The sequence below is a fragment of the Methylobacterium carpenticola genome, from assembly GCF_042748905.1.
Taxonomy (GTDB): Bacteria; Pseudomonadota; Alphaproteobacteria; order Rhizobiales; family Beijerinckiaceae; genus Methylobacterium; species Methylobacterium carpenticola.
In genome coordinates this window covers 6706339-6729467 of sequence record NZ_JBHZEO010000001.1, presented here as the reverse complement: position 1 = coordinate 6729467, position 23129 = coordinate 6706339, and the positions used below count along the sequence as shown (strand labels likewise).

Sequence of the window (23129 nt, the reverse complement as noted above, 5' to 3'; positions counted from 1 at the left end):
CGGGTCCTGTGGCACGGCTCGCCGGCCGCCCCTCGGGGGGCGACGGCAGGGTCCCGCCTCCTATAGCCGAGTTCCGGGCGCCGCGCCTCAGGCCGCCTTGCGGTAGCGCTCGCCCGAGAGATCCTCGTGCGCGATCTCGGGAGCGCGGCCGGTCATCAGATCGGCGAGCAGGCGGCCGGAGCCGCAGGCCATGGTCCAGCCGAGGGTGCCGTGGCCGGTATTGGTGTAGAGGTTGGCGTAGGCGGTCGGGCCGACCACCGGCGTGCCGTCCGGCGTCATCGGCCGCAGGCCGGTCCAGAACTGCGCCTGGGCGGCGTCGCCGCCGGCCGGGAACAGGTCGAGGAGCGAGCGCTCCAGCGTGGCGCGCCGCGGGCCGCGCAGGGTCTGGCTGAAACCCGCGAGTTCCGCCGTGCCGCCGACCCGGATGCGGTCGCCGAGGCGGGTGATCGCCACCTTGAAGGTCTCGTCCATCACGGTCGAGACGGGAGCGGCGCTCTCGTCGGTGACCGGCAGCGTCAGCGAGTAGCCCTTCACCGGATAGACCGGCACCGCGACGCCCAGCGGACGCAGCAGGGCCGGCGTGTAGCTGCCCATGGCCGCCACGTAGCTGTCGGCGGTGAGCACCTCGCCCGTGCCGGTCTCGACGCCGGTGATCCGCCCGCCCTCGTGGCGCAGCCCCGCGATGGCGACGCCGTAGCGGAAGTTCACGCCGCGCCGCGCGCAGAGGGCGGCGAGCCGCTGCGTGAAGAGATGCGCGTCGCCGGTCTCGTCGCCCGGGAGCCGCAGGCCGCCGACGAACAGGCCCTTCACCCGCGCCAGAGCCGGCTCGGCGGCGATGCAGCCGGCCGGATCCAGCACCTCGTAGCCGACGCCGTACTCGTCGAGGACATCGGTGTCCTCGGAGACGTGGTCGAGCTGCTTCTGCGTGCGGAAGAGCTGGAGGGTGCCCTTCTCGCGATGGTCGTAGGTGATGCCCGTCTCCGCGCGCAGCTCCCGCAGAGCGTCGCGGCTGAACTCGGCGAGGCGGACCATGCGGCCCTTGTTGCGCCGGTAGGCGTCCTCGGTGCAGTTGGCGAGCATCTGCGCGAGCCAGCCGTAGAGGCGCGGCTCCAGGCGCGGCCACAGCACCAGGGGCCGGTGGCGCATCAGCAGCCACTTCATCGCCTTCACGGGGATGCCGGGGGCCGCCCAGGGGGCGGAGTAGCCCGGCGAGACCTGCCCCGCATTGGCGAAGCTCGTCTCCAGCCCGGCGCCGGGCTGGCGGTCGATCACCGTCACGTCGTGCCCGGCCCGGGCGAGATAATAGGCCGAGGTCACACCCACCACGCCGCCGCCCAGCACGAGAACGCGCATCGCAACCGCCCCATCGATCCGAAAAAGTCCGAGGCCCGGAGTCTCGCGCAAGGATCGTCGAATATCTCGCCTGTCTGGCGCAGGATCTGCGATACAAGGGCGCCGAACGCAACCTTCGAGCGCCGGATGAAAGGATCTGCCATGGTGCGGGACGAGATCGACGCGCGCATCCTGCGGGTGCTGCGCCACGACGGGCGCATCAGCAATGCGGACCTCGCCGCGGCGGTGGGTCTCTCCCCCTCCGCCACCCTGCGGCGGCTGCGGCTCCTGGAGCGCGGCGGCGTCATCCGCGGCTACGCCGCCCTCATCGACGAGCCGGACGGGGCCGCGCCGCTCGTGGTGCTGACCCAGATCACCCTCGACCGGCAGACCGAGGAATTCCTCAACCGCTTCGAGGCGGCGGTGCGCCGCTGCCCCGAGGTGCGCGATTGCTACCTGATGACCGGCCTGTCCGATTACCTGATGCGCATCGAGGTGAAGGATGCGGGCGATTACGAGCGCCTGCACAAGGAGGTGCTCTCGCGCCTGCCCGGGGTCGCCCGCATCCAGTCGAGCTTCGCCATCCGCACGGTGGTGGGCCGGGAAGACTCTGAAAGCAGGCACGCCACCCCTGGCGTCCGGTACGGACCTTGCTGCAGGATCCGCGACGGGCGATGCCGGGACGGAGTATGGTGGATCTCAGGAGCCTCGAAGTCTTCTACTGGACGGCGACGCTGTGCAGCTTCCGCCGGGCGGCAGAGCGGCTGAACACGACGCAGCCGGCGGTGTCCCAACGGATCGCCGCCCTGGAGGAGACGTTCGGCCTCAAGCTGTTCGAGCGCCGCGCCCGTTCGGTCTGCCTCACCGCCAAGGGGCGGGAGCTCCTCGTCTATGCCGAGCGCTTCCTGCGCCTGCGCACCGAGATGATGAGCGCGATCGCCAGTTCCGACACCATGAAGGGCGTGCTGCGGCTCGGGGTCTCCGAGACCATCGTGCACACCTGGCTGATGCGCTTCATCGAGGCGATGAGCCAGACCTATCCGGGCGTCACCGTCGACCTGTCGGTCGATATCTCGCCCAACATGCGCGAGGCGCTCCTGTCCCGCGACCTCGACCTCGCCTTCCTGGTCGGGCCGATCACCATCCCGAGCCTCGTGAACCTGCCCCTGTGCAGCTACTCGGTGGCCTGGATCGCCTCGCCGCGGCTCGATCTCGGGCCCGGCGAGGTGACGCTCGCCGACCTCGTGCGCCATCCCATCATCACCTACCCGAAGAACACCAACCCCTACGTCCAGCTCCACGACCTGCTCGCGCGCTCGAACCTGCCGCCGCCGCGGCTCTACAGCAACGCCTCCCTGTCCACGATCGTGCGCATGACGGTCGAGGGGATCGGCGTCTGCGTGATCCCGCCGGAGGTCGTCTCCCGCGAGATCGAGAGCGGGGAGCTGCGCGTCCTCCCGACGGAGGTCCTCCTGCCGGACATCGCCTTCTCGGCCGCCTACGCCAACACGCCCGATTGCGGGCTCGCCGCCCCCGCCGCCCGCCTCGCCTGCGCGGTGGCCGGGGGCACGGGTTTGCAATAAGGTCAGCTTATCGATCCTGATGAGAAATCACGATTGGCGCTTAAGCGCACATAAGATGACCATGCCTCATTCCTGGGCAATGGACGCGCCGATGCAGACCTCCCGACCCGACCGCTCCCTCCTGACCGCGCACGAGGCGCGGCTCGCCTGCCGTCGCGGCGAGATCACCGGCAGCACCGCGGGCCTCGCCCCCGGTCACGTGCAGGCCAACCTCGCGGTGCTGCCCAGGGACCTCGCCACCGACTTCCTCCTCTTCGCGCAGCGCAACCCGAAGCCCTGCCCGATCATCGGGGTCTCGGCGCCCGGCGAGCGGCGGATCCCCGAACTCGGGGAGGATCTCGACATCGCCACCGACATCCCGGGCTACCGCGTCTGGCGGAACGGCGAGCTGGTGGAGGAACGCCGCGACGTCGCCGATCTCTGGACCGACGACCTCGTGGCCTTCGTGATTGGCTGCTCCTTCTCCTTCGAGGCCGCCATGGTCGAGGACGGCCTGCCGCTGCGCCACGTCGAGATGGGCGTGCGGGTGCCGATGTACCGCACCACCATCCCCTGCCGGCCGGCCGGTCCCTTCGGCGGCCCGATGGTGGTGTCGATGCGCCCGCTCAAGCCCGCCGACGCGATCCGCGCGGTGCAGATCACCTCGCGCTTTCCCGCCGTGCACGGGGCCCCGGTCCATCTCGGCCTGCCCGAGGCGATCGGCATCCACGACCTCGCCAAGCCCGATTACGGCGATCCGGTCCGCATCGGCGCGGACGAGATTCCGGTCTTCTGGGCCTGCGGCGTCACCCCGCAATCGGTGATCGCCGCCTCGAAGCCCGCCTTCGCGATCACCCACGCGCCGGGCGCCATGCTCATCACCGACCGCCGCAACACCGAATTCGCGGTGATCTGACCTGCCCCGCAACCCTGGAGACCTTGCCATGATCCGTCGTCGGGACCTTCTCGCCGGGGGCGCGGGCGCCCTCGCCCTCTCCGGCCTGGGCCTGTCGCCCGCCCGCGCCGCGGACGAGGTCGTCGTGGGCGTCCTCTACGCCATGTCGGGGGCGAGCGCGCAGGTCGGGGTCGATGCCCGTCACGCCATCGAGACGGCCCTCGACGTCATCAACGCGAGCCACGATCTCGACCTGCCGCTCGCCAAGGGCGCCGGCCTGCCCGGCCTCGGCGGGGCCAAGATCCGGCTCGTCTTCGCCGATCACCAGGGCGACCCGCAGAAGGGCCGCGCCGAGGCCGAGCGCCTGATCACCCAGTCCAAGGTCTCGGCCCTGCTCGGCTGCTATCACTCGGCGGTCTCCGCCACCGTCAGCGCCACGGCCGAGCGCTACGGCGTGCCCTTCCTGTGCGCGGATTCCTCCTCGCCGAGCCTGCACCGCAAGGGGCTGAAGTTCTTCTTCCGCCCGGCCGCCCACGACGAGATGTTCTCGGCCGCGATGTTCGATTTCCTCGATGCCCAGCGCGGCAAGGGGCAGACGATCGAGACGGTCGCCCTGTTCTTCGAGGACACGATCTACGGCGTCGATTCCGCCACGGTGCAGCGCAAGCTCGCCGCCGAGCGCGGCTACAAGATCGCCGCCGACATCAAGTACAAGAGCAATTCGCCCTCGCTCACCGCCGAGGTTCAGCAGCTCAAGACCGCCAACGCGGACGTGTTGCTGCCGACGACCTACACCACCGACGCGATCCTGCTCACCAAGACCATGGCCGAACTCGGCTACAAGCCGAAGAGCATCATCGCCCAGGCGGCGGGCTTCTCCGAGAAGGTCACCTACGACACGGTCGGCGACAAGCTCCAGGGCCTGATCACGCGCGGCAGCTTCTCCCTCGACCTCGCGGCCAAGCGGCCCTCGGTGGGGGCCGTGAACGCCCTCTACAAGGCGCGCGCCGGCCGCGACCTCAACGACAACACCTCCCGCCAGCTCATGGGGCTCATCGTGCTCGCCGAGGCGGTGAACCGCGCCGGCTCGGCCGACGGGCAGAAGATCCGGACCGCGCTCGCCGCCACCGACATTCCCGGCGCGCAGACGATCATGCCCTGGAAGCGCGTCGCCTTCGGGCCGGACGGCCAGAACACCGACGCCGATCCGGTCCTGCTCCAGTGGGTGGGCGAGACGTTCGTCACGGTCTTTCCCGAATCGGCGGCGGTCGCCCCCGCGCTGTGGCCGATGAAAGCCTGACCGGCGGGTGACGGCCCGGGCGCCCTCCCGCGGGAGAGGGCCCGGGCCGCTCCGCTTCCCCCCTCACTCCCGGGAGGTCCCCCGATGACGACGCAAGCGCTGGCCCAGGTGCTGGCGAGCGGCCTTTTGATGGGCCTGATCTATGCCCTGATCGCGGTCGGCCTCTCGCTGATCTTCGGCCTGATGGACGTGGTGAACTTCGCCCACGGCGAGTTCCTGATGATCGCCATGTACGCGACCTTCTTCCTGGTCGTGGCGACGCATCTCGACCCGGTGGTGCTGATGCCGCTCGTGGCGGCCCTGCTCTTCGCGCTGGGCGCCACCGCCTATCTGGGGGTGGTGCGGTTCGCCATGCGGGCCAAGGCCAACCAGGGCATGGTGCAGATCTTCGCGACCTTCGGCCTCGCGATCCTGCTCCAGGGCGCCGCGCAGTACCTCTTCACCCCCGATTACCGCAACGTGCAGAACACGTGGCTCGGCGGGCGCACCCTCGATCTCGGCGGCGTCTTCCTGCCCTGGCCGCAGATCTTCGGCGCGGCGGTCTCGCTCGCCGCCTTCGGCGGCCTGCATCTGCTGATGAGCCGGACCGATTTCGGGCGGGCGCTGGAGGCCACCCGCGAGGACCAGGGCGCCGTCGCCCTGGTCGGCATCGACCGCAACCGGGTCTTCGCGCTCGGCTGGGGGCTCGGCGCGGCCCTCGTCGGCCTCGCCGGGACGGTGCTGGCGATCTTCTACTACATCCACCCGCAGGTCGGGGCGAGCTTCGCCCTCATCGCCTACGTCACGGTGGCGCTCGGCGGCTTCGGCAGCGTCGCGGGGGCCCTCGTCGCGGGCATCATCGTCGGCCTCGTCGAGGCCTTCACGGCTGTGATCCTGCCCCCGGCCCTCAAGTCGGTGGGTGTCTACGCCCTCTACCTCGCGGTCGTGTTCGTGCGCCCGCAGGGCCTGTTCGGGAGGCTCTGATGACATCGACCACGCTCCCCGCCGCCTCGGTGCCCGCGCCGGCCATGACGAGCCACGCCGCCAAGCGCCGCCGCACCCTGCTCACCGGCCTCGTCGTCTTCGCGGCCATGGCCGGCCTGCCCTACCTCGTGCGCGACGTCTACCTGCAGAACGTGCTCATCCTCACGGTGATGTACGCGGCCCTCTCGCAGAGCTGGAACATCCTGGGGGGCTATTGCGGCCAGGTCTCCCTCGGCCACGCCCTCTATTTCGGCATCGGCGCCTACTTCACCACCGTGCTGTTCGTGAATTACGGCGTGCTGCCCTGGGGCGGGATGCTGGCGGGCGGCATCGCCTCGGCGCTGGTGGCGCTCATCCTCGGCTATCCCTGCTTCCGGCTCGCCGGCCACTACTTCTCGATCGCCACCATCGTGATCGCGGAGATCGGCCTGCTGCTGGTCCACAACTGGGACTTCGTCGGCGGCGCGCTCGGCATCCAGTGGCCCTTCAACCCGGATTCGTGGTGGACCCTGCAATTCGCCCGCGACAAGGTCCCGTACTTCCACTTCGTCCTCGGGCTCTTCGCGGTGACGTGGTTCGTCACCTACCTGATCCAGGAATCCCGCTGGGGCTACTGGTGGCGTGCGGTGAAGGACGACGCGCAGGCGGCCGAGAGCCTGGGCGTCGAGGTGTTCCGCTCCAAGATGGCGGCGGCGGCGGTCTCGGCCTTCTTCACGGCGATCGGCGGCGGCTTCTACGCGGCCTTCGTCTCCTACATCGATCCCGAGAGCGTGATGAGCTTCCGCTTCTCGCTGCTCTTCGCCCTGCCGGCGGTGCTCGGCGGCATCGGCACCCTGTGGGGGGCGCTGGTCGGCGCTGCGATCCTGATCCCGCTCACCGAGATCAGCCGCTCCTATCTCGGCGGCAGCGGCTCGGGCCTCGACCTGATCCTCTACGGCATCCTCGTCATGGCGGTGGCGCTGGCCCGGCCCGAGGGCGTGCTCAGCCTCTTCCGCCGCACCCGCACCGCCCGCAACCAGGAGGTCACGCCGTGAGCGCCGATCCGACCCCCCCGGACGCGCCGATCCTGCGCGTCGACCACGCGACCCTGCGCTTCGGCGGGCTGGTGGCCAATTCCGACGTCTGCCTCGACGTGCGGCGGGGCGAGATCCTCGGCCTGATCGGCCCGAACGGCGCCGGCAAGTCGACGCTCTTCAACCTGATCTCGGGCGCCTACAAGCCGACGAGCGGGCGCATCCTGTTCGAGGGCCGGGACATCACCGGGCTCCCGGCGCCCGAGCGCTGCCGGGCAGGCATCGCCCGCACCTTCCAGGTGCCGCGCTCCTTCGACTCGATGAACGTGGTCGAGAACGTGGTGGTCGGCGGCTTCGTCCGCCATGCCCGGGCCGCCCAGGCCCGGGCGGCGGCGCTCGCCACCCTCGACATGGTGGGCCTCGCCCATCGCGCCGAGGCGGTGGCGGGCGAACTCACGCCGCCCGAGAAGCGGCGGCTGGAGGTGGCGCGGGCGCTCGCCACCGAGCCGCGCCTGCTCCTCCTCGACGAGGTGCTGACCGGGCTGACCCCCAGCGAGGCCAAGGCCGGGGTCGAACTGATCCGGCGGGTCGCCGAGCGCGGCGTCACCGTGATCATGGTCGAGCACGTCATGGAGGTGGTGATGCCGCTGGTCGACCGGGCGGTGGTGCTGCATCTCGGCAAGGTCCTGGCGGAGGGATCGCCCCAGGCGGTCGTGCGCGACGAGGCCGTCATCACCGCCTATCTGGGGGAGCGTCACCGTGCTGCTTGAGGTCCGCTCGCTCTCGACGGCCTATCAGGGCCTGCTCGCCATTCAGGACGTCTCGATCGAGGTGGCCAAGGGCGAGATCGTGGTCGTCGCGGGCGCCAACGGCGCCGGCAAATCGACCCTGCTGAAGTCGATCGCCGGAATGGAGCGCCCGCGCGCGGGCGAGGTGCTGTTCGACGGCGCGCGCATCGACGGCCTGCCGGGCCACCTGATCACGGCCCGGGGCATCGCCTACGTGCCGGAGAACAAGCGCCTGTTCCCGCGCCTCTCGGTGTCCGACAACCTGCGGCTCGGCCGCTACCTCTACCGGGGGCAGCCCGACGCGGACGGGCCGCTGGAGCAGATCTTCTCGCTGTTCCCCCGCCTCAAGGAGCGCCTGCCGCAGCGGGCCGGCACCCTCTCGGGCGGCGAGCAGCAGATGCTGGCGATCGGCCGCGCCCTGATGACCCGCCCGCGCCTCCTGATGCTGGACGAGCCCTCGCAGGGGATCATGCCCAAGCTCGTGGACGAGATCTTCTCCGCCATCGAGACGATCCGCGCCACCGGGGTGACGATCCTCCTCGTGGAGCAGCGGCTCGCGGAATCGCTCTCGATCGCCGACCGCGCCTACGTGCTCCAGACCGGCCGCCTGATGCTCTCGGGACCGGCCGCGACCCTGCGCGACGATCCGGAGGTGCGGCGGGCCTATCTGGGGATCTGATGCGGGGGCGCGAGTTCGCGAGAGGCTTGCGGCCGGCGACCGCCGCCGAGGCCGCCGGCCTCGATCCATGAAGCGCGGGGATCCCCTCTCCCGCACGGGAGAGGGGATCCCCGCGCCGACCATGATTCGCTCGAAGGCGGTCCGTCTCGAGAGAAGACCGGGAGACACCATGTCCACCATCGACCTCAATTCCGATCTCGGCGAAGGCTACGGCGACTATCGCTGCGGGGACGACGCGGCGATGCTCTCCATCGTCACCTCGGCCAACGTCGCCTGCGGCATGCATGCGGGCGATCCGCAGATCATGGCGCGCACCTTCGAGCTCGCCCGCGAGCGCGGCGTCGCCGTGGGGGCGCATCCGGGCTTCCCGGATCTCTGGGGCTTCGGGCGGCGGGTCCTGCCCTACACGCCCGCCGAGATCGAGCGCATCGTCGCCTACCAGATCGGCGCCGCCCAGGCCCTCGCGGCCTATGCGGGCCACCGCCTCACCTACGTGAAGACCCACGGGGCGCTCGCCAACCACGCCGCCGCCCACGAGGAGTTCGCCACCGCCATCGCCCGGGCCGTCAAGGCGGTCGATCCGGGCCTGTCGCTGCTCGCCATCGCCCTGACCGCGCAGGTGCGGGCCGGCGAGGCGCTCGGCCTCGACATCCACCAGGAGATCTTCGCCGATCGCGGCTACACCGAGGAGGGCCAGCTCATCCCGCGCGGCCGGCCCGGCGCCCTGATCGAGGATGCGCAGGAGGCGGCCGACCGCGTCCTCGCCATGGTGCAGGAGGGCGCGATCATCGCGGCGAGCGGCAAGCGCCTGCCGACGCCGATCCGCTCCATCTGCGTGCACGGCGATTCCCCGAACGCCATCGCCACCGCCCGCGCGGTGCGCACGCGGCTCGAAGCGGCCGGCCTCACCCTCGCCCCGTTCCGGCCCACCGCATGAGCGCGCCGCGCCTTCTCGATGCCGGCGAGGCGGCCCTGGTCGTCGAGTACGGCGACCGGGTCGACCCGGCGATCAGCGACCGGGTGCTCGCCCTCGACGACGCGCTGCGCGGCGACCCGCCCGAGGGCCTGCGCGAGACGGTGCCGACCTACCGCTCGCTGATGATCCACTACGATCCCCTGATCCTCGACCGGGAGGCCCTCGCGGACCGGGTCCGCCGCACGGTCGCGGGCCTCGACGCGGCCGGGCCCGGTGCGAACCGGCACGCGGGCGCCCGCTGGGTCCTGCCCTGCTGCTACGACCCGGTCTGCGCCGAGGATCTCGGGGCCGTCGCGGAGGCGCTCGGGCGCAGCCCCGAGGACGTGGCGCGCCTTCATGCCGGGGCCGAGTACCGGGTCTACATGTACGGCTTCGCGCCGGGCTTCGCCTATCTCGGCGGCCTGCCGGAGGAACTCGGGATCTCGCGCCGGGCGACGCCGCGCCCGCCCCATCCGGCGAATGCCGTGATGATCGCCGGCGGGCTCGCGGGCGTCGCCAACATGCCGATGCCGACCGGCTGGTACGTGATCGGCCGCACGCCCGAGCGGCTCTACGCCCCGGCGCGGGAGAACCCCTTCCCGGTCGCGGTGGGCGACACGTTGCGCTTCGAGCCGGTCGATGCCGCGACCTTCGCGGCACTCGACGCCCGGGCGGCGGCGGGCGAGAGCGTCGGGCGCCGGGAGGCCGCATGAGCACGGGTCTGCGCATCACCGCGGCCGGGCCCGGCGCGACCCTGCAGGATGCCGGCCGGCACGGCTACCTGCGCTACGGTTTCACGGCGGCCGGGCCGATGGACCCGCTCGCCCACGCCACCGCCAACCGCGCCCTCGGCGCCCCGCTCGGCGCCACCGCGATCGAGATCTCCCTCGCCGGGATCGAACTGACCGCGGAGGGCGGCCCGGTCGGGGTGGCGCTCGCGGGCGGGGCCTTCCGCATCGGCCTCGACGGCGAGCCGGTGCCGGCCGCCGCCGCGCTGACGCTCAAGCCCGGATCGACCCTGGCGGTGCGGGCCGGCAAGGCGGGGGCGTGGTGCTACCTCGCGGTGGCCGGCCTCATCGCCGTGGAGCCGGTGCTCGGCTCGACCGCGACCCACACCCGCTCCGGAATCGGCGGCCTCGACGGCCGCGCCCTGCAGGCGGGCGACCTGCTCCCGATCCGCGGCGCCCGGCCCGGGCCCGACGAGGTCCACGCCCTCGCGGCGCCCTGGCTCGACCGGCCGCCGGAGGTGATCCGGGTGGTGCTGGGGCCCCAGGACGACTACTTCGCCGAGGACCAGATCGCCGCCTTCCTGGCGGGGCCCTGGACGGTGACGCCCCGGGGCGACCGCATGGCCTGCTTCCTCGACGGGACGCCGCTGACCCACGCGCGCGGCTACAACATCGTCTCGGACGGCATCGCCATGGGCGCGATCCAGGTGCCGGGGGAGGGGAGGCCGATCATCCTGATGGGCGACCGCCAATCGACGGGCGGCTACCCGAAGATCGCCACGGTGATCGGTCCCGATCTCGGCCGGCTCGCCCAGGCGCAGGCCGGCACCCGCCTGCGCTTCGCGGCGGTCTCGGTCGCGCAGGCGGTGGCGGCGCGGCGCGCCGAGGCCGAGGCGCTGGCGCCGCCGATCGCCCTGGAGCCGCTGATCCGCCGGGACTTCCCGTCGGAATTCCTGCTCGGCCGCAATCTCATCGGTGGGGTGGTCGACGCGGTGGGGTGAGACGCCGGGATGCGGCCCCGGCGTGCGGCCGCAGGGGAGGCATGTGCGCTGCCGCCTTGCGGCGGCGCGGCCCCTCCGGCACTGGTCCGGCCGCCGGCCCGGTCCCGGCTGGCGGCGAGGAGCAGCATGACGCGCGAGGCCGATACACGGACGACATCCCCTCGGGCGCAGATCCTCGCGCCCAGGCCCTGGGCGGGGCCGGGCTTCGTCGAGTTCGTGGCCCTCACGGCGTTCGTGATGGGCCTCACCGCCGTCACGATCGACAGCTTCCTGCCGGCCTTCCCGGCGATCAGCCACGACTTCGCCCTCGCCGACCCGAACCGGCCGCAACTCCTCGTCTACGTCTATATGCTGGGCTTCGGGCTGGCGCAGATCGTCTACGGGCCCCTGTCCGACGCGGTCGGCCGCCGGCCGGCACTGATCGGGGGCACGGCGATCTACCTCGCGGGCAGCGTGCTCGCCATGATGGCCCCGAGCTTCGAGTTGCTCCTCCTCGCCCGGGCGGTGCAGGGCATCGGCGGCGCGGCCGGGCGCATCCTCGCGGTGGCCATCGTGCGCGACCGCTTCGAGGGCCGCGACATGGCCCGTGTGATGTCCTTCTGCATGATGGTGTTCCTGATCGTGCCGATCCTGGCGCCCGCCATGGGCGGCCTGATCCTCGCCGTCGGGCACTGGCGGCTGATCTTCGGGGCGATGCTGCTCCTCGCGGTGGTGGCGCTGGTCTGGTTCTCGTGGCGCATGCCCGAGACGCTGCACCCGGCCTACCGGCGCCCGATGAACGTGCGGGCCGTGGCGGGGGGCATCGCCACCGTGGCGGCGACGCGGGCCTCCCTCGGCTACGCCACGGCGCTCGGGCTGCTGACCGGCTGCATCATGGCCTATGTCGGCTCGGCGCAGGCGATCTTCGACACCGGCATCTACCAGCTCGGCCGCCTCTTCCCGGTGGCCTTCGGGCTGATCGCCGGAGCGATGGGGGTGGCGACCCTGATCAATGCCCGGCTGGTGCGCCGCTTCGGCATGCGGCGGATGTCGCATGGCGGGCTCGTCGGCCTCTGCGTGATGGCCTTCGTCCAGCTCGGGCTGATGCTCGCCTTCGCGGGGCGTCCCCCGCTCGTCCTCCTCGTCGTCACGCTCGCGGCCTGCCAGTTCCTCCTGAGCTTCGCGATGCCGAACTTCAACGCCATCGCCATGGAGCCGCTCGCGGCGATCGCCGGCACGGCCTCGTCCTTCATCGGCTTCTACACGACGCTGCTCGCGGCCTTCTGCGGCCTGCTGGTCGGCCAGTCCTTCGACGGCACCGTGATCCCGCTCGGCATCGGCTATTGCCTGCTCAGCGGGGGCGCCCTCGCGGTCGTGGTCTGGACGGAGCGCGGCCGCCTGTTCGGCTCCGGCGTGGTGACCCATCCGGCGATGGGGGGCGATCCCGCGCGCGAGCGCTGAGGGCGGGCCGCGCGGCCGCTCACGCCTCGTCGAAGCGGACGCCGACCTGGTTCGGCATGCGCCACATCACCCGGCACGCCTTCCGCTGGTGCCGGATCGTCATGTCGAACGTCTCCGGCAACGAGAAGGGCGCATCGATCAGGATGATGGCCCCAGATCCGGTGAGGGATTCCAGCTCCACCGTTACCTGATGCTCGGGACCGAGCTGGATCGCTCCCGTTTTCTTCATGAAGGTGAAAGACGACATGACCCTTGCCCGGTTGGTATCCTTCACTGACCTTGGGTCAGTATGGGGCCGGTGCGTGAACGGCCGGTAAAGGCGGAGGTGTGGATGCCGGAGGCGGGCGCACCGGGGCATTAACCGCGCCTTGAGGGGGAGGCGGCAGGGTCGCTCCGGGCGAGGGGCGCCACGGAGGGGCGGTGACATGGCGATCGAGGGGCGGGGCCGCGACGGGATCCTGCTGGCGGGCCGGCTGCTGCTGGCCGCGGCGCTCATGCCCGCGGGCATCGCCCGCGCGCTCAATCCGTCGGGCTTCGCGCTGACCCTGGCGGCGACCGGCATGCCCTATCCGCATGCGGTCGCGACCGTCTCGGTGGTCGTCACGATCTTCGCGCCCCTCGCCCTCGCCCTCGGCGTCCTGCCGCGCCTCATCGGCTGGACGCTCGCCGCGCACACGCTGGTGATGGGGCTGCTGCTGCACCGGTTCTGGGATTTCTCCGGCGCGAGCGCCCTCGTCGAGCGCGAGCTGTTCCTGGCACAGGCGGGCTTGGCGGGCGGCCTGATGCTGATGGCGGTCGTCGGTCCGGGCGCCTGGAGCTGGCAGGGATGGTGGCACGGGCCGCGTCCCGCCGCGCCGGCGGCGGTGCCGGCCCCGAAGAAGCGGGCGGCCCCGCCCCGCGCGCCGCGCGCCGCCAAGGCGGCCCGCGCCGCGGCGTGAGCCGGTCCCGGCCGGGATCCGTCAGGCGGGGGCGGGTTGCAGCATGCCCTTGCGCTCGCGCACGAGGCGGGCGAGGGCGGCGCGCCGGAAGGTCTTGGGCGGCAGCCGGGCGAGGAAGCGCTCCGCGAACTCGCCGATCACCGCATCCGGGCGGACCTGGGCGACGTAGTCCCAGTCGATGCCGGGGCTCCACAGGAAATGCACCTCGCTGAAGGTCTCGGCGAGGAGGCCCGTGAGGTGGCCGCTATAGACCCCCCAGCGGAAATGCGAGCAGGAATCGCCGAAGAGCACGATGCGGCGCGGATCGGCCCCGGGCGCCTCGTTGCGGTACACCACATGGGTTCCGAGATGCAGCTCGCCGATGCGGTCCGCCGCCTCGAAGTCCCGCACGAGATCGTTGGCGTAGACGCGCACCGCATCCCGCTGCAGCGCCTGCGGGATGTAGGGCTCGCTGCGCGGCGGGTCGAATTTCTGGCCGAGGTCGCCGCTGAGCCGCCAGGCGGGCAGGGCACGGCCGCTGCGCAGATCCTCCCGCGGCACCGCGCCGAGGCGGCGGCAGATCGCCTCGTAGGCGATGAAGCAGCCCTCATGCGTCCAGTGCGTGTCGGTGCGGAAATAGAGGTCCTGCTCGTCCCGCCGGGCGCGCATCGGCGCGACGAGATCGATATAGGCCCCCGCCGCGCCCGATCCGCGCAGCCAGCGCCGCAGCCGGTGCGCGGGCGAGGCCGAGACGTCGACGGCGAGCCCGTCGGTGAGGTTGTCGTAGACCGTCAGCTTCTCCGGGACGACGAGGTGCAGGTAGCGGATGCCGAGCCGCCGGCAGCGGTCCGCCCGCGCGACGACCACCCGCCGCCAGCGCCAGTCGTGGAGCCACGTCCGCCAGGACCGCCGGTACTGGGTGAGCACGTCGTTGTTGCCGCCGATGAGGAACAGCCAGCCGTCGCGCCCCTCATGCACCATTCCCGCGTTCACGTCCGGCCCTCCGCCGGGCCTCCCCTGGCGCGCCGCGCTCGTCCGGTCAAGGCGGCCCTCCGGCCGGATCCCGCGGCAGGCTCCGCGGCAGGACCTTGGCGCCGGTGACGTCGCAGGCGACGCCGAAGACCCGGATCTCGCCAGCGGCGGTGGCCATGCGGTTCCCGCGGCAGGCGATCCACCGTGGCCGGCCGCCCGGCGCGGCGAGCCGGTAGACGACGTCGACGGCGCCTTCGCCCCGCAGCACCCGCTCGAAGGCGGCGGTCACCTCCGGCGCATCGGCGGGATCGATGGGCCCGGTCCAGGCTTCGAGCGTCCCGGCGCTCACCCCGATCAGCTCGGAGGCACCCGGCGACCACAGCACCGCCCGCGTGGCGGGGTCGATCTCGAAGACCGCGAGGCCGGCCGCTTCGACCGCGAGGCGCAGGCTCTCGTCGCGCGCGCGACGGATCTCCTCCGCCGTTACCTGATCGTGGATGTCCGTCAGGGTGCCGACCCACTCGCGGACGCTCCCGTCGAGGTTCTGCAGCGGCAGCCCGCGGGCGAGCATCCAGCGGTACGCGCCGCCGCGGTGGCGCACGCGGACCGTGATCTCCAGGGGCACCCCGGCGGCGAGCGCCTCGGTCCAGGCCCCCGCCGCCCGGGAGCGGTCGGCCGGATGCAGCGCGTCGAGCCAGTCCTGGTCGCTCACCCCGTCCTCGGATTCCCCGGTGCAGGCGGTCCAGCCGAAGCCCCGGAGCAGGTGCCCGTCCGGGCTCGCCCGCCACTCCACGGCGGCGCTCGCCTCCACCAGCGCGCGATAGCGCTGCTCGCTTTCGCGCAGCAGGCTCGCCGCCGGATCGGAGGCCGGCCCGAGGGCGCCCGGGGCCGCGACCCGCGTGAAGGTCGGCTCGTAGCGCCCGAGCGGCAGGTCGATGCGGACGGTGAGGGCGCAGGTGGGCTGATCGTAGATCTGCTGGAGGACCTGCCGCAGGCGGCGCGCCTCCACCCGCACGATGGCATCCGTGGCCGGATCGAAACTGGGGGCCCGGCCGAGCGCATCGGTGGCGATCGTGTAGGATTTCAGCAGGCCGCCCCGGCCGCCGAGGCTCTCCTCGACGACGTAGGAGAGGAAGGCCGAGAGCTGCGGCGACTTCTTGAGCGGGGGCTGCCGGAGCAACTCGGCGAGAGCGTCGCGGACGACCTCGGGTCCGATCGCATCCCGTTCCATCGCGTGGGTCCGGTGCCTCCGTCCTGCGTGAGCCGGCAGACGGGCGCCGCGCCCAGCCCGGTTGCGGAGGACCGGGCCGCCCCCGTTGTCCCACGCGCGAACCGGCGGAACAACCGGAATGATGCATGTCAGAGTTGCGGCGTGACGGAACACACACTTTTACGCAGTGTTGCGCCGCCATGTTGCGAGGCCATCCCGGTGTCGCGACAGAGTTGTCGACGCGTTTCCCGAGAGGATGGCGAGCCGGCCCCGGACTCAGCCGGCGAGAAGTCGCGCGCCGACCACCGCCGCCGCCGCACGGTTCTGCACCCCGAGGCTGCGCAGGAGCGCGGCCATGTGCACCTTCACGGTGCCCTCGCCGAGCTGCAGCTGGCGGGCGATCTCCTTGTTCGACTTGCCCTCGACCAGGAGTGCGAGCACGTCGCGCTGGCGCGGCGTGAGTTCCACCGAGCGCCCGCCGCGCAGGCCCGCGTCGGCCGGCTCCGGCCCGGAGCGGACGGAGGCGGGGCGGGGCGGGCTGTCGAGCACCGCGAGGGAGGGGGGCACGTAGATCTGGCCGTCGAGGATCATGCCCACCGCCCGGGTCAGCTCGGAGGAGCCGAGCCCCTTCGGGACGTAGCCGTGCACGCCGACTTCGAGGGCCGCGAGGATCTTGTGGCGCTCGCTCGATCCGGAGACCACCGCGACCTTCACCCAGGGGAAGCACTCGCGCACCGCGCTGAGGCTGCCGGGGCCTTCCATGCCGGGCATCGCGAGGTCGAATAGCGCCAGGGCGATGCCGTTGGCCCGCTGGGCGAGCTGATCGAGCGCGGCATCGAGCGATCCCGTCTCCACGACCTCGCCGAACCCGAGGCTCCGGTTGAGGATCGCGACCATCGCAAGACGAAAGAATTCATCGTCGTCCGCGATCAGGGCTACAGGGGCCGTCTGCTGAACCATGCTCGCGTCTTTCATCTCCTTGAACGGTTTTAGGAGGAGGATGGGGCCATCGTCCATAGTCGAGGGCCGCGATTCCTCGTGATCCGAGCTAGTCGGCAGGGCCGCGGCCGGCTGGTCCGGGCCTTGCTCTGCCCCGCGGACCCGCCGCCCGGAGATGCCGATGTCCGAAGCCCCGCCCGCTCCCGAAGCCCCGCCCTCTCCCGAAGCCCTTGCCGCCTACCTGGATGCCGCGGCGCCCCTGCTCGGCCTGACGGTCGAGCCGGAATGGCGCGACGGCGTGATCGGGCATCTCGCGACCCTGCTCGGCGCCGCCGGGCGGGTGCTCGGCCACCCGCTGCCGGACGAGACCGAGGCCGCCCCCGTCTTCGAGGCCGCTCCGTGAATCCGGATCTCACCGCCGGTGCCATCGCGGCCCGGGTCGCCCGGCGCGATCTCACCGCCCGCGCGGCCGTCGCCGCCGCGCTCGCGCGCATCGCCGCCCTCGACCCGCGCGTCGGCGCCTTCACGGATGTCCTCGGCCCGCGGGCGCTCGCGGCGGCGGAGGCCCTCGACGCACGTCTCGGCCGCGGCGAGGCGGCCCCGCCCCTCGCGGGGGTGCCCTTCGCGGTCAAGAACCTGTTCGACGTCGCGGGCCTGCCCACCCGGGCGGGATCGCGGATCAACCGCGAGCGGGCGCCTGCGACCCGGGACGCCGCCCTGGTCCGGCGCCTCGAAGCGGCCGGCGCCATCCTGGTCGGTGCCCTCAACATGGGCGAATACGCCTACGACTTCACCGGCGAGAACGTCCATGACGGGCCGAGCCGCAACCCGCACGACCTGCGCCACATGAGCGGCGGCTCCTCGGGCGGCTCGGGCGCGGCCCTCGCCGCGGGCCTCGTGCCGCTCACCCTCGGCTCGGACACCAACGGGTCGATCCGGGTGCCGAGCGCCTTCTGCGGGGTGTTCGGGCTGAAGCCCACCTACGGGCGCCTGACCCGCGCGGGCAGCTTCCCCTTCGTCGGCAGCCTGGACCATCTCGGGCCGATGGCGCGCAGCACCGCCGACCTCGCGCTCGCCTACGACGCCATGCAGGGGCCCGATCCGGACGATTCCGTCGCGACGGCGCGTCCTCCCGAGCCGGTGACGCCGGAACTCGATTCCGGGACCGGCGGCCTGCGCATCGCGGTGGCGGGCGGCTACTTCGCGACCGGCGGCGACCCGGAGGCCTTCGCGGCGGTCGCCCGGGCCGCCGCCGCCCTCGGCGTCGGCGCGACGGTGGAGATCCCGGAGGCGGCGCGCGCCCGGGCGGCGGCCTACCTGATCTCCGCGGCCGAGGGGGCCTCCCTCCATCTCGACCGCCTGCGCCGCCGCGCCGCCGATTTCGACCCGGCGGTGCGCGACCGCCTGCTCGCCGGTGCGCTGATCCCGGCCGCGCTGGTCGAGCGGGCGCAGAAGTTCCGGCGCTGGTATGCCGGGGCGGTGGCCGAGATCTTCGACCGCGTCGACGTGATCCTCGCCCCGGCGACGCCCTGCCGGGCCCCCCGCGGCGGCGAGACCACGCTGGTGCTCGACGGGGTGGCGATGCCGTTGCGGCCGAATCTCGGCGTGTTCACGCAGCCGATCTCGTTCATCGGGCTCCCGGTCGCGGCGGTGCCGATCCGGCTCGACGGCGGGCTGCCGCTCGGCGTCCAGGTCATCGCGGCGCCCTGGCGGGAGGACCGCGCCCTGCGGGTGGCGCGGGCGCTCGAAGCGGCCGGCGTGGCCACGGCGCCGGTCGCCTCGTTCTGAGCGTCATGTTCGCTGGGATCCGCAGCACCGAGACCCGGAGTATCCCCCATGGAAACCGACGATCCGGCCGTCCTGGCCGAGGTTGAGGCGGCCTTCGCGGCCTACGAGACGGCCCTCGTCACCAACGACGTCGCCACCCTCGAGGCCCTGTTCTGGGACGATCCCCGCACCATCCGGTACGGCGGGGCCGAGAATCTCTACGGCATGGAGGCGATCCGCGCCTTCCGGCGCGCCCGCTCGCCGGCGGGCCTCGCCCGGAGGCTCGCGCGCACCGTCATCACGACCCATGGGCGCGACCTCGCCACGGCCATGACTCTGTTCCACCGCGACGGCCAGCCAGGCCTGGTCGGCCGGCAGAGCCAGACCTGGCGCCGGTTCGCGGAGGGCTGGAAGGTCGTCGCGGCGCATGTCAGCGTGATCCCGGAGCCGGACGGTCCGGCATCGTCGGGCTGAGCGAAGCCCCCGGAGATTGTCATGCGGCAGGACGAGACCCCGGCTGCCCGGCGGCTGTGGCTGCGCAACCCCCTCGCCATCCTGGCCGAGGGAGCGGGCGGCGGCCTCGTGGTGCAGGGCAGCCGCATCGCCGAGCGCGTGCCCGTCGGCGGGGCGCCGGCCGCGCCGGTGGACGAGATCGTGGACGTCTCGCGCCACGTCGTCGTGCCGGGTCTCGTCAACACGCATCATCACGTCTTCCAGACCCTCACCCGGGCGCATCCGGCGGCGATCAACAAGCCGCTGTTTCCCTGGCTGCGGGCGCTCTACCCGTACTGGGCCCGGCTCACCCCGGAGGCCTTCCGGCTGGCGACGCGGCTCGCCTATACCGAGCTGCTCCTCTCCGGCTGCACCACCGCGGCCGATCACCACTACCTCTATCCGCGGGGGCTGGAGGAGGCGGTGGACATCCAGGTGGCGGAGGCGCGCGCCCTCGGCATCCGCGCCTGCGTCACCCGCGGCTCGATGAGCCTGTCGCAGAAGGATGGCGGCCTGCCTCCCGAGAGCGTGACCCAGGACGACGAGGCGATCCTGGCCGATTGCGAGCGGGTGCTCGGCCTGTTCCACGATCCCGGGCCCGGCGCGATGGTGCAGGTGGCGCTGAGCCCCTGCTCGCCCTTCGCGGTGACGAAGCGGCTGATGCGCGAGAGCGCGGCCCTGGCGGCGGCGCATGATTGCCGGCTACATACCCATCTCGCGGAGACCCGCGACGAGACCGATTACTGCCTGTCCGTCTTCGGGCAGCGCCCGCTCGACTACCTGGAGGAGGTGGGCTGGCTGACTTCCCGCACCTGGCTCGCCCACGGCATCCACTTCGACGACGGGGAGGTGGCGCGCCTCGGCCGCGCGGGTGTCGGCATCTGCCATTGCGCGACCTCGAACATGGTGCTCGCCTCGGGCTTCTGCCGGACCTGCGAACTCGAAGCGGCCGGGAGCCCGGTCGGGCTCGGCGTCGACGGCTCGGCCTCGAACGACGCCTCGAACCTGATGGAGGAGGTGCGCCACGCCCTGATGCTGAACCGGCTGACCTATGGGGCGGAGGCGATCACGCATCGCGACGCCCTGCGCTGGGCCACCGAGGGCTCCGCCCGCTGCCTCGGGCGCGACGATATCGGCCGGATCGCGGAGGGGCGGGAGGCCGATCTCGCGCTGTTCACGCTCGATGAGCTGCGCTTCTCCGGCAGCCACGATCCGCTCGCCGCCCTGGTGCTCTGCGGCGCGAGCCGGGCCGATCGGGTGATGGTGGCGGGTGCGTGGCGCGTGATCGACGGGCGGCCGCTCGGGGTCGATCCGGAGAGCCTGCGCGAGGCGCATGGACGCGCCGCCCGGGACCTCTTTTCCACCTCCTGATACGGTTTCCGGACGATCACTTTCGGAAACCGTATCACGAGCCCGCGCGGCGCCTGAGCGAGGCCGGTTTCCGCATCGCGAAGCGATCAACCGGAAACCGTATGAGCCGCAGCCCGCCGGAGCCAAACGCCGAGTTCAGGCCTCGGCCGCGGTCGTGGGCCGTCGCCGGTTGCGCTTCGTCTCGCGGCTGGCCACGGCGCGGATCAAGGCCGCCAGCCCGGCCTCCGTGACCGCTTCGGCGGCCTCCGAGGCGGGGAACCACCGCCCCTCGCGCTCGTGCTGCTCGGGCCAGGCCTTGAGCTGCTTGCGCACGTCGAGGCGGTAGACCTGCACTTGGCAGGGAACCGTGTCGCGGCTCTTGAGGCGCTTCCGGTAGAGATAGCTGCCGATGGCGTGCTTGCCGACCCGGCCGATCAGTCCGGCCTCCTCGTAGGCTTCCCGGGCCGCCGCCTCATGGTTCTTGAGTCCCTTCATGGGCCAGCCCTTGGGGATGACCCAGCGCCGCGTCTCCCGCGAGGTGATCAGCATCACCTGCAGCCCGCCATCCGGGCTCCGGCGCAGCGGGAGCACGCCCACTTGGCGGCGCGGAAGCTCGGTCTCCTCGGCCCATCCGGCGAGCAAACCCGTCAGGTTGCGCAGGCTCTTCATCCCGCGACGACCATCGCCGCGACGTGAGGTTCCGCAGCCGCGGAGCCGGCCGACTGGAGAAAGGGGATCACGTCTGACGCTCGGGTCTGGCGCGCTCGCCGTGGGGAACGGCCGGGATGTCGTCCAGACTTAGGCGTTCGGCGCGCGCCGCTCAAGTGGCAATCGTTTGCCAGCAAAACTTCAACGTGGACGTGACGGACGGCGTCAGCCCTCGCTGCTAAGAGTGGCGATGAGGTCATCAAGGCGCACGCGCAGCTCGGCGATCTCCGCCTCGGACATCTTGAGCTGATGAACGATCGCCCGGCGGACATCCACGGCCTCGTCGCGCAGGGCGAGGCCCTCGTGCGTCAGGCTGATCTCGACCTCGCGCTCGTCTTCCTGGCGGCGGGTGCGGCGCACGAAGCCGGCGCTCTCGAGGCGCTTGAGCACGGGCGTGAGGGTGCCGGAATCGAGGCGCAGGCGGCGGCCGATCTCCGAGACGGTGAGCGAATCCGTCTCCCAGAGCACGATCAGGACGAGGTATTGCGGGTAGGTGAGGCCCAGGCGCTCCAGGAGCGGCCTGTAGCACTTCGTCATCCGGTGCGAGGCGGCGTAGAGGGCGTAGCAGAGCTGGTTGTCGAGGCGAAGCGCATCCACACCCGATCCGATGGGCTCAAGAGACGTCATTCGTCGCACCATACCCTTCTGCACGCGGGCGCCGGACAGCCGATCGCGCCATGAAGAACCCCACTGACACAAAGGAGCCGCATACCACAAAATCGACGCGAACAGAACCGCATGCCGGTTCTGCACACCGCGAAACCTATAGCCTGGGCTGCTGCATCCTGTCGGATCCGGGTGAGGCGAATCTGATGATCGGGCGCCGCCTCATCACCGAACCTGCGCAAGTCGCACCGATACGCGCCAGTGGCGGCGTTCGTCGCCACCTCCCCGCAGGTCAGGCGGCCGATCGATCCTCCGCTGCGCGCATGCCGGCCGGGGGATCAGGCGGTGGCGATGCGGCGGCCGTGCTCGTCCACGACGCGCTGGCCCTTCTCCTTCACGAACTCGCCCTGTTGCGGCGGCAGCAGATCGATCACCGTCTCGGCCGGGCGGCAGAGCCGCACCCCTCGCGGCGTCACCACGAGGGGCCGCTCGATCAGGACCGGATGGGCGACCATGGCGTCGATGAGCTGATCGTCGGCCGGGGCGGGGTTGTCGAGGCCGAGTTCGGCGAGGGGCGTTCCCCGCCGACGCAGGAGGCCGCGAACCGGGAGCCCGGCCCGCGCGGCGAGCTGGCGCAGCAGCAGGCGCGTCGGCGGGGTCTTCAGGTCTTCGATGATGTGCGGCTCGATGCCGGCATTGCGGATCAGCGCCAGCACGGTGCGCGAGGTGGCGCAGGCCGGGTTGTGGTCGAGGATCACATCCATCGGGCGGCACCGGCTGAGGCGGGCGAGGGCCGACCTTCCACGGACCCGCCCGGAAGCAAGCCGTGCGCCTCCATCATGCGATGGATCGCCTGCGCCTCCACCCATTCCAGGGCGCCGATGCCGGCAGCGCTCGGGCGCCCTGCACCGCACCGGGACGAATCGCGTTGCCCGCAGGATGCCGGGCGGGAGCGTTCAGCGGCGCCCGTCGAGGGGGCGGATCCGGCGTTCCACGATCACCGGCCGGGCGATCTTGCGCTCCACCACCACCGTGCGCGGGCCGCGCAGCCCGCTGCCGGTGCTGATGATCCGCTCCGGCGCCCGGTCGGCCTTCGGCTTGACGGCCTTCAGCACGTGGGGGCGGACCTCGTCCGGCGGCAGGCCGATTAGGCCGGCGGCGATCTCCACCTGCTGCTCGAGATCGTCGGCGAGATCCTGGGCGGCGGCCACGGCTTCGGCGACCGTCGGCGGCTCGCGCCGGACGCGGATCGGCGGCAGGGGGCGGGTCTTGTCGGGCGACTTCTTCACGGGGCGGCCTATCGTCATGGGGAGGTTATAGCGCATCCGCACTGATTGTTGCAGTGCAGCACGACGATTCCGGGACGGGTGCCGCATGGCTCTCCGCGGCGGGCCTGAGCGGGTCTATCAGCCAAGAAGGACTTGCAAATCCGTCTTCCTGGCAACGGGCGGGCGCCGCGACCGGGGTTCGGGCATTCTGTCGCAGGTGGATGAGGTCGCCGCATGGTCCGTC

25 protein-coding genes and 1 pseudogene are annotated in these 23129 nt (G+C 72.1%); 17 read left to right on the top strand and 9 right to left on the bottom strand.

The genetic code is table 11. The annotated features are described in order from the left end of the window. Positions 1–87: 87 nt before the first annotated feature. Positions 88–1353, bottom strand: a complete 1266-nt coding sequence (locus ACE101_RS31170) for a D-amino acid dehydrogenase (protein ID WP_379138351.1) — start codon at positions 1351–1353, stop codon at positions 88–90. A gap of 141 nt (positions 1354–1494) precedes the next feature. Between ACE101_RS31170 and ACE101_RS31165 the strand changes: the two are divergent. The 12 genes and pseudogenes from ACE101_RS31165 to ACE101_RS31110 form a co-directional block, all read left to right on the top strand. Beyond that, positions 1495–1929: pseudogene (locus tag ACE101_RS31165) on the top strand (Lrp/AsnC family transcriptional regulator); the annotation flags it as partial. 92 nt (positions 1930–2021) lie between these two features. After that, on the top strand, positions 2022–2915 hold the full coding sequence (locus tag ACE101_RS31160; RefSeq protein ID WP_379138348.1) for a LysR family transcriptional regulator: 894 nt from the start codon (positions 2022–2024) through the stop codon (positions 2913–2915). Positions 2916–2994: 79 nt separating this feature from the next. Beyond that, positions 2995–3810, top strand: a complete 816-nt coding sequence (locus ACE101_RS31155; protein ID WP_379139065.1) for a putative hydro-lyase — start codon at positions 2995–2997, stop codon at positions 3808–3810. A gap of 28 nt (positions 3811–3838) precedes the next feature. Then, entirely contained in the window at positions 3839–5089 is a 1251-nt protein-coding gene (locus ACE101_RS31150; RefSeq protein WP_379138346.1) for an ABC transporter substrate-binding protein, read from the top strand. Between the two features lie 84 nt (positions 5090–5173). After that, the gene (locus tag ACE101_RS31145; RefSeq protein ID WP_379138344.1) at positions 5174–6052 is read left to right on the top strand and encodes a branched-chain amino acid ABC transporter permease; all 879 of its coding nucleotides are present in this window, start codon (positions 5174–5176) and stop codon (positions 6050–6052) included. Then, entirely contained in the window at positions 6052–7086 is a 1035-nt protein-coding gene (locus ACE101_RS31140; RefSeq protein WP_379138341.1) for a branched-chain amino acid ABC transporter permease, read from the top strand. Before ACE101_RS31145 ends, ACE101_RS31140 begins: the two co-directional genes overlap by 1 nt. Beyond that, positions 7083–7835 (top strand): ABC transporter ATP-binding protein, encoded by a 753-nt coding sequence (locus tag ACE101_RS31135; RefSeq protein WP_379138339.1) that lies wholly within the window; start codon positions 7083–7085, stop codon positions 7833–7835. Before ACE101_RS31140 ends, ACE101_RS31135 begins: the two co-directional genes overlap by 4 nt. Further along, positions 7828–8532 carry an ABC transporter ATP-binding protein gene (locus ACE101_RS31130; RefSeq protein WP_379139062.1) on the top strand — a complete coding sequence of 235 codons (705 nt, stop codon included), beginning with the start codon at positions 7828–7830 and terminating at the stop codon, positions 8530–8532. Before ACE101_RS31135 ends, ACE101_RS31130 begins: the two co-directional genes overlap by 8 nt. A 169-nt stretch (positions 8533–8701) precedes the next feature. Beyond that, positions 8702–9469: a LamB/YcsF family protein gene (locus ACE101_RS31125; protein WP_379138337.1), complete on the top strand. Its 768-nt coding sequence runs from the start codon at positions 8702–8704 to the stop codon at positions 9467–9469. Then, on the top strand, positions 9466–10200 hold the full coding sequence (locus ACE101_RS31120; RefSeq protein WP_379138334.1) for a 5-oxoprolinase subunit B family protein: 735 nt from the start codon (positions 9466–9468) through the stop codon (positions 10198–10200). The genes ACE101_RS31125 and ACE101_RS31120 overlap by 4 nt, the downstream gene beginning before the upstream one ends. Then, positions 10197–11216 carry a 5-oxoprolinase subunit C family protein gene (locus ACE101_RS31115; protein ID WP_379138331.1) on the top strand — a complete coding sequence of 340 codons (1020 nt, stop codon included), beginning with the start codon at positions 10197–10199 and terminating at the stop codon, positions 11214–11216. Before ACE101_RS31120 ends, ACE101_RS31115 begins: the two co-directional genes overlap by 4 nt. Positions 11217–11342: 126 nt before the next feature. Continuing rightward, a complete protein-coding gene (locus ACE101_RS31110; RefSeq protein WP_379138329.1) occupies positions 11343–12656 on the top strand; it encodes a multidrug effflux MFS transporter in 1314 nt (437 codons plus the stop codon). Between the two features lie 19 nt (positions 12657–12675). On the opposite strand, the gene ACE101_RS31105 is transcribed toward ACE101_RS31110, so the two are convergent. After that, on the bottom strand, positions 12676–12930 hold the full coding sequence (locus tag ACE101_RS31105) for a hypothetical protein (RefSeq protein WP_379138327.1): 255 nt from the start codon (positions 12928–12930) through the stop codon (positions 12676–12678). A gap of 151 nt (positions 12931–13081) precedes the next feature. Between ACE101_RS31105 and ACE101_RS31100 the strand changes: the two genes are divergently transcribed. Further along, positions 13082–13594 (top strand): DoxX family protein, encoded by a 513-nt coding sequence (locus ACE101_RS31100; protein ID WP_379138324.1) that lies wholly within the window; start codon positions 13082–13084, stop codon positions 13592–13594. A 21-nt stretch (positions 13595–13615) separates the two neighbouring features. Here the strand turns inward: ACE101_RS31100 and ACE101_RS31095 are convergent, their stop codons facing one another. The 3 genes from ACE101_RS31095 to ACE101_RS31085 form a co-directional block, all read right to left on the bottom strand. Further along, positions 13616–14566 carry an alginate O-acetyltransferase AlgX-related protein gene (locus ACE101_RS31095; RefSeq protein ID WP_379138321.1) on the bottom strand — a complete coding sequence of 317 codons (951 nt, stop codon included), beginning with the start codon at positions 14564–14566 and terminating at the stop codon, positions 13616–13618. Positions 14567–14612: 46 nt separating this feature from the next. Beyond that, positions 14613–15776 (bottom strand): PAS domain-containing protein, encoded by a 1164-nt coding sequence (locus ACE101_RS31090; RefSeq protein WP_379138318.1) that lies wholly within the window; start codon positions 15774–15776, stop codon positions 14613–14615. A gap of 255 nt (positions 15777–16031) precedes the next feature. Then, positions 16032–16715: a LuxR C-terminal-related transcriptional regulator gene (locus tag ACE101_RS31085; RefSeq protein ID WP_379138315.1), complete on the bottom strand. Its 684-nt coding sequence runs from the start codon at positions 16713–16715 to the stop codon at positions 16032–16034. 160 nt (positions 16716–16875) lie between these two features. Here ACE101_RS31085 and ACE101_RS31080 point away from each other — a divergent pair, with 160 nt between their 5' ends. From ACE101_RS31080 to ACE101_RS31065, 4 genes are read left to right on the top strand one after another with little or no spacing between them, the layout of a single operon-like run. Further along, positions 16876–17097: a DUF4089 domain-containing protein gene (locus tag ACE101_RS31080; RefSeq protein WP_379138312.1), complete on the top strand. Its 222-nt coding sequence runs from the start codon at positions 16876–16878 to the stop codon at positions 17095–17097. Beyond that, complete coding sequence (locus ACE101_RS31075) at positions 17094–18482, top strand: AtzE family amidohydrolase (RefSeq protein ID WP_379138310.1); 1389 nt, start codon at positions 17094–17096, stop codon at positions 18480–18482. The genes ACE101_RS31080 and ACE101_RS31075 overlap by 4 nt, the downstream gene beginning before the upstream one ends. Positions 18483–18530: 48 nt before the next feature. Next, positions 18531–18935, top strand: a complete 405-nt coding sequence (gene hpxZ / locus ACE101_RS31070) for an oxalurate catabolism protein HpxZ (RefSeq protein WP_379138308.1) — start codon at positions 18531–18533, stop codon at positions 18933–18935. A 21-nt stretch (positions 18936–18956) separates the two neighbouring features. Next, positions 18957–20324, top strand: coding sequence for an 8-oxoguanine deaminase (locus ACE101_RS31065; protein WP_379138306.1), 1368 nt, complete (start codon positions 18957–18959; stop codon positions 20322–20324). Between the two features lie 135 nt (positions 20325–20459). Here ACE101_RS31065 and ACE101_RS31060 read toward each other — a convergent pair whose 3' ends face one another. From ACE101_RS31060 to ACE101_RS31045, 4 genes are all read right to left on the bottom strand, one after another. After that, on the bottom strand, positions 20460–20972 hold the full coding sequence (locus tag ACE101_RS31060) for an NUDIX hydrolase (protein ID WP_379138303.1): 513 nt from the start codon (positions 20970–20972) through the stop codon (positions 20460–20462). Positions 20973–21176: 204 nt separating this feature from the next. Further along, positions 21177–21638 carry a MarR family winged helix-turn-helix transcriptional regulator gene (locus ACE101_RS31055; RefSeq protein ID WP_379138300.1) on the bottom strand — a complete coding sequence of 154 codons (462 nt, stop codon included), beginning with the start codon at positions 21636–21638 and terminating at the stop codon, positions 21177–21179. A 317-nt stretch (positions 21639–21955) separates the two neighbouring features. Further along, the gene (gene arsC, locus ACE101_RS31050; protein ID WP_379138298.1) at positions 21956–22381 is read right to left on the bottom strand and encodes an arsenate reductase (glutaredoxin); all 426 of its coding nucleotides are present in this window, start codon (positions 22379–22381) and stop codon (positions 21956–21958) included. A 192-nt stretch (positions 22382–22573) separates the two neighbouring features. Further along, positions 22574–22924 carry a hypothetical protein gene (locus ACE101_RS31045; RefSeq protein ID WP_379138295.1) on the bottom strand — a complete coding sequence of 117 codons (351 nt, stop codon included), beginning with the start codon at positions 22922–22924 and terminating at the stop codon, positions 22574–22576. Between the last annotated feature and the right edge of the window lie 205 nt (positions 22925–23129).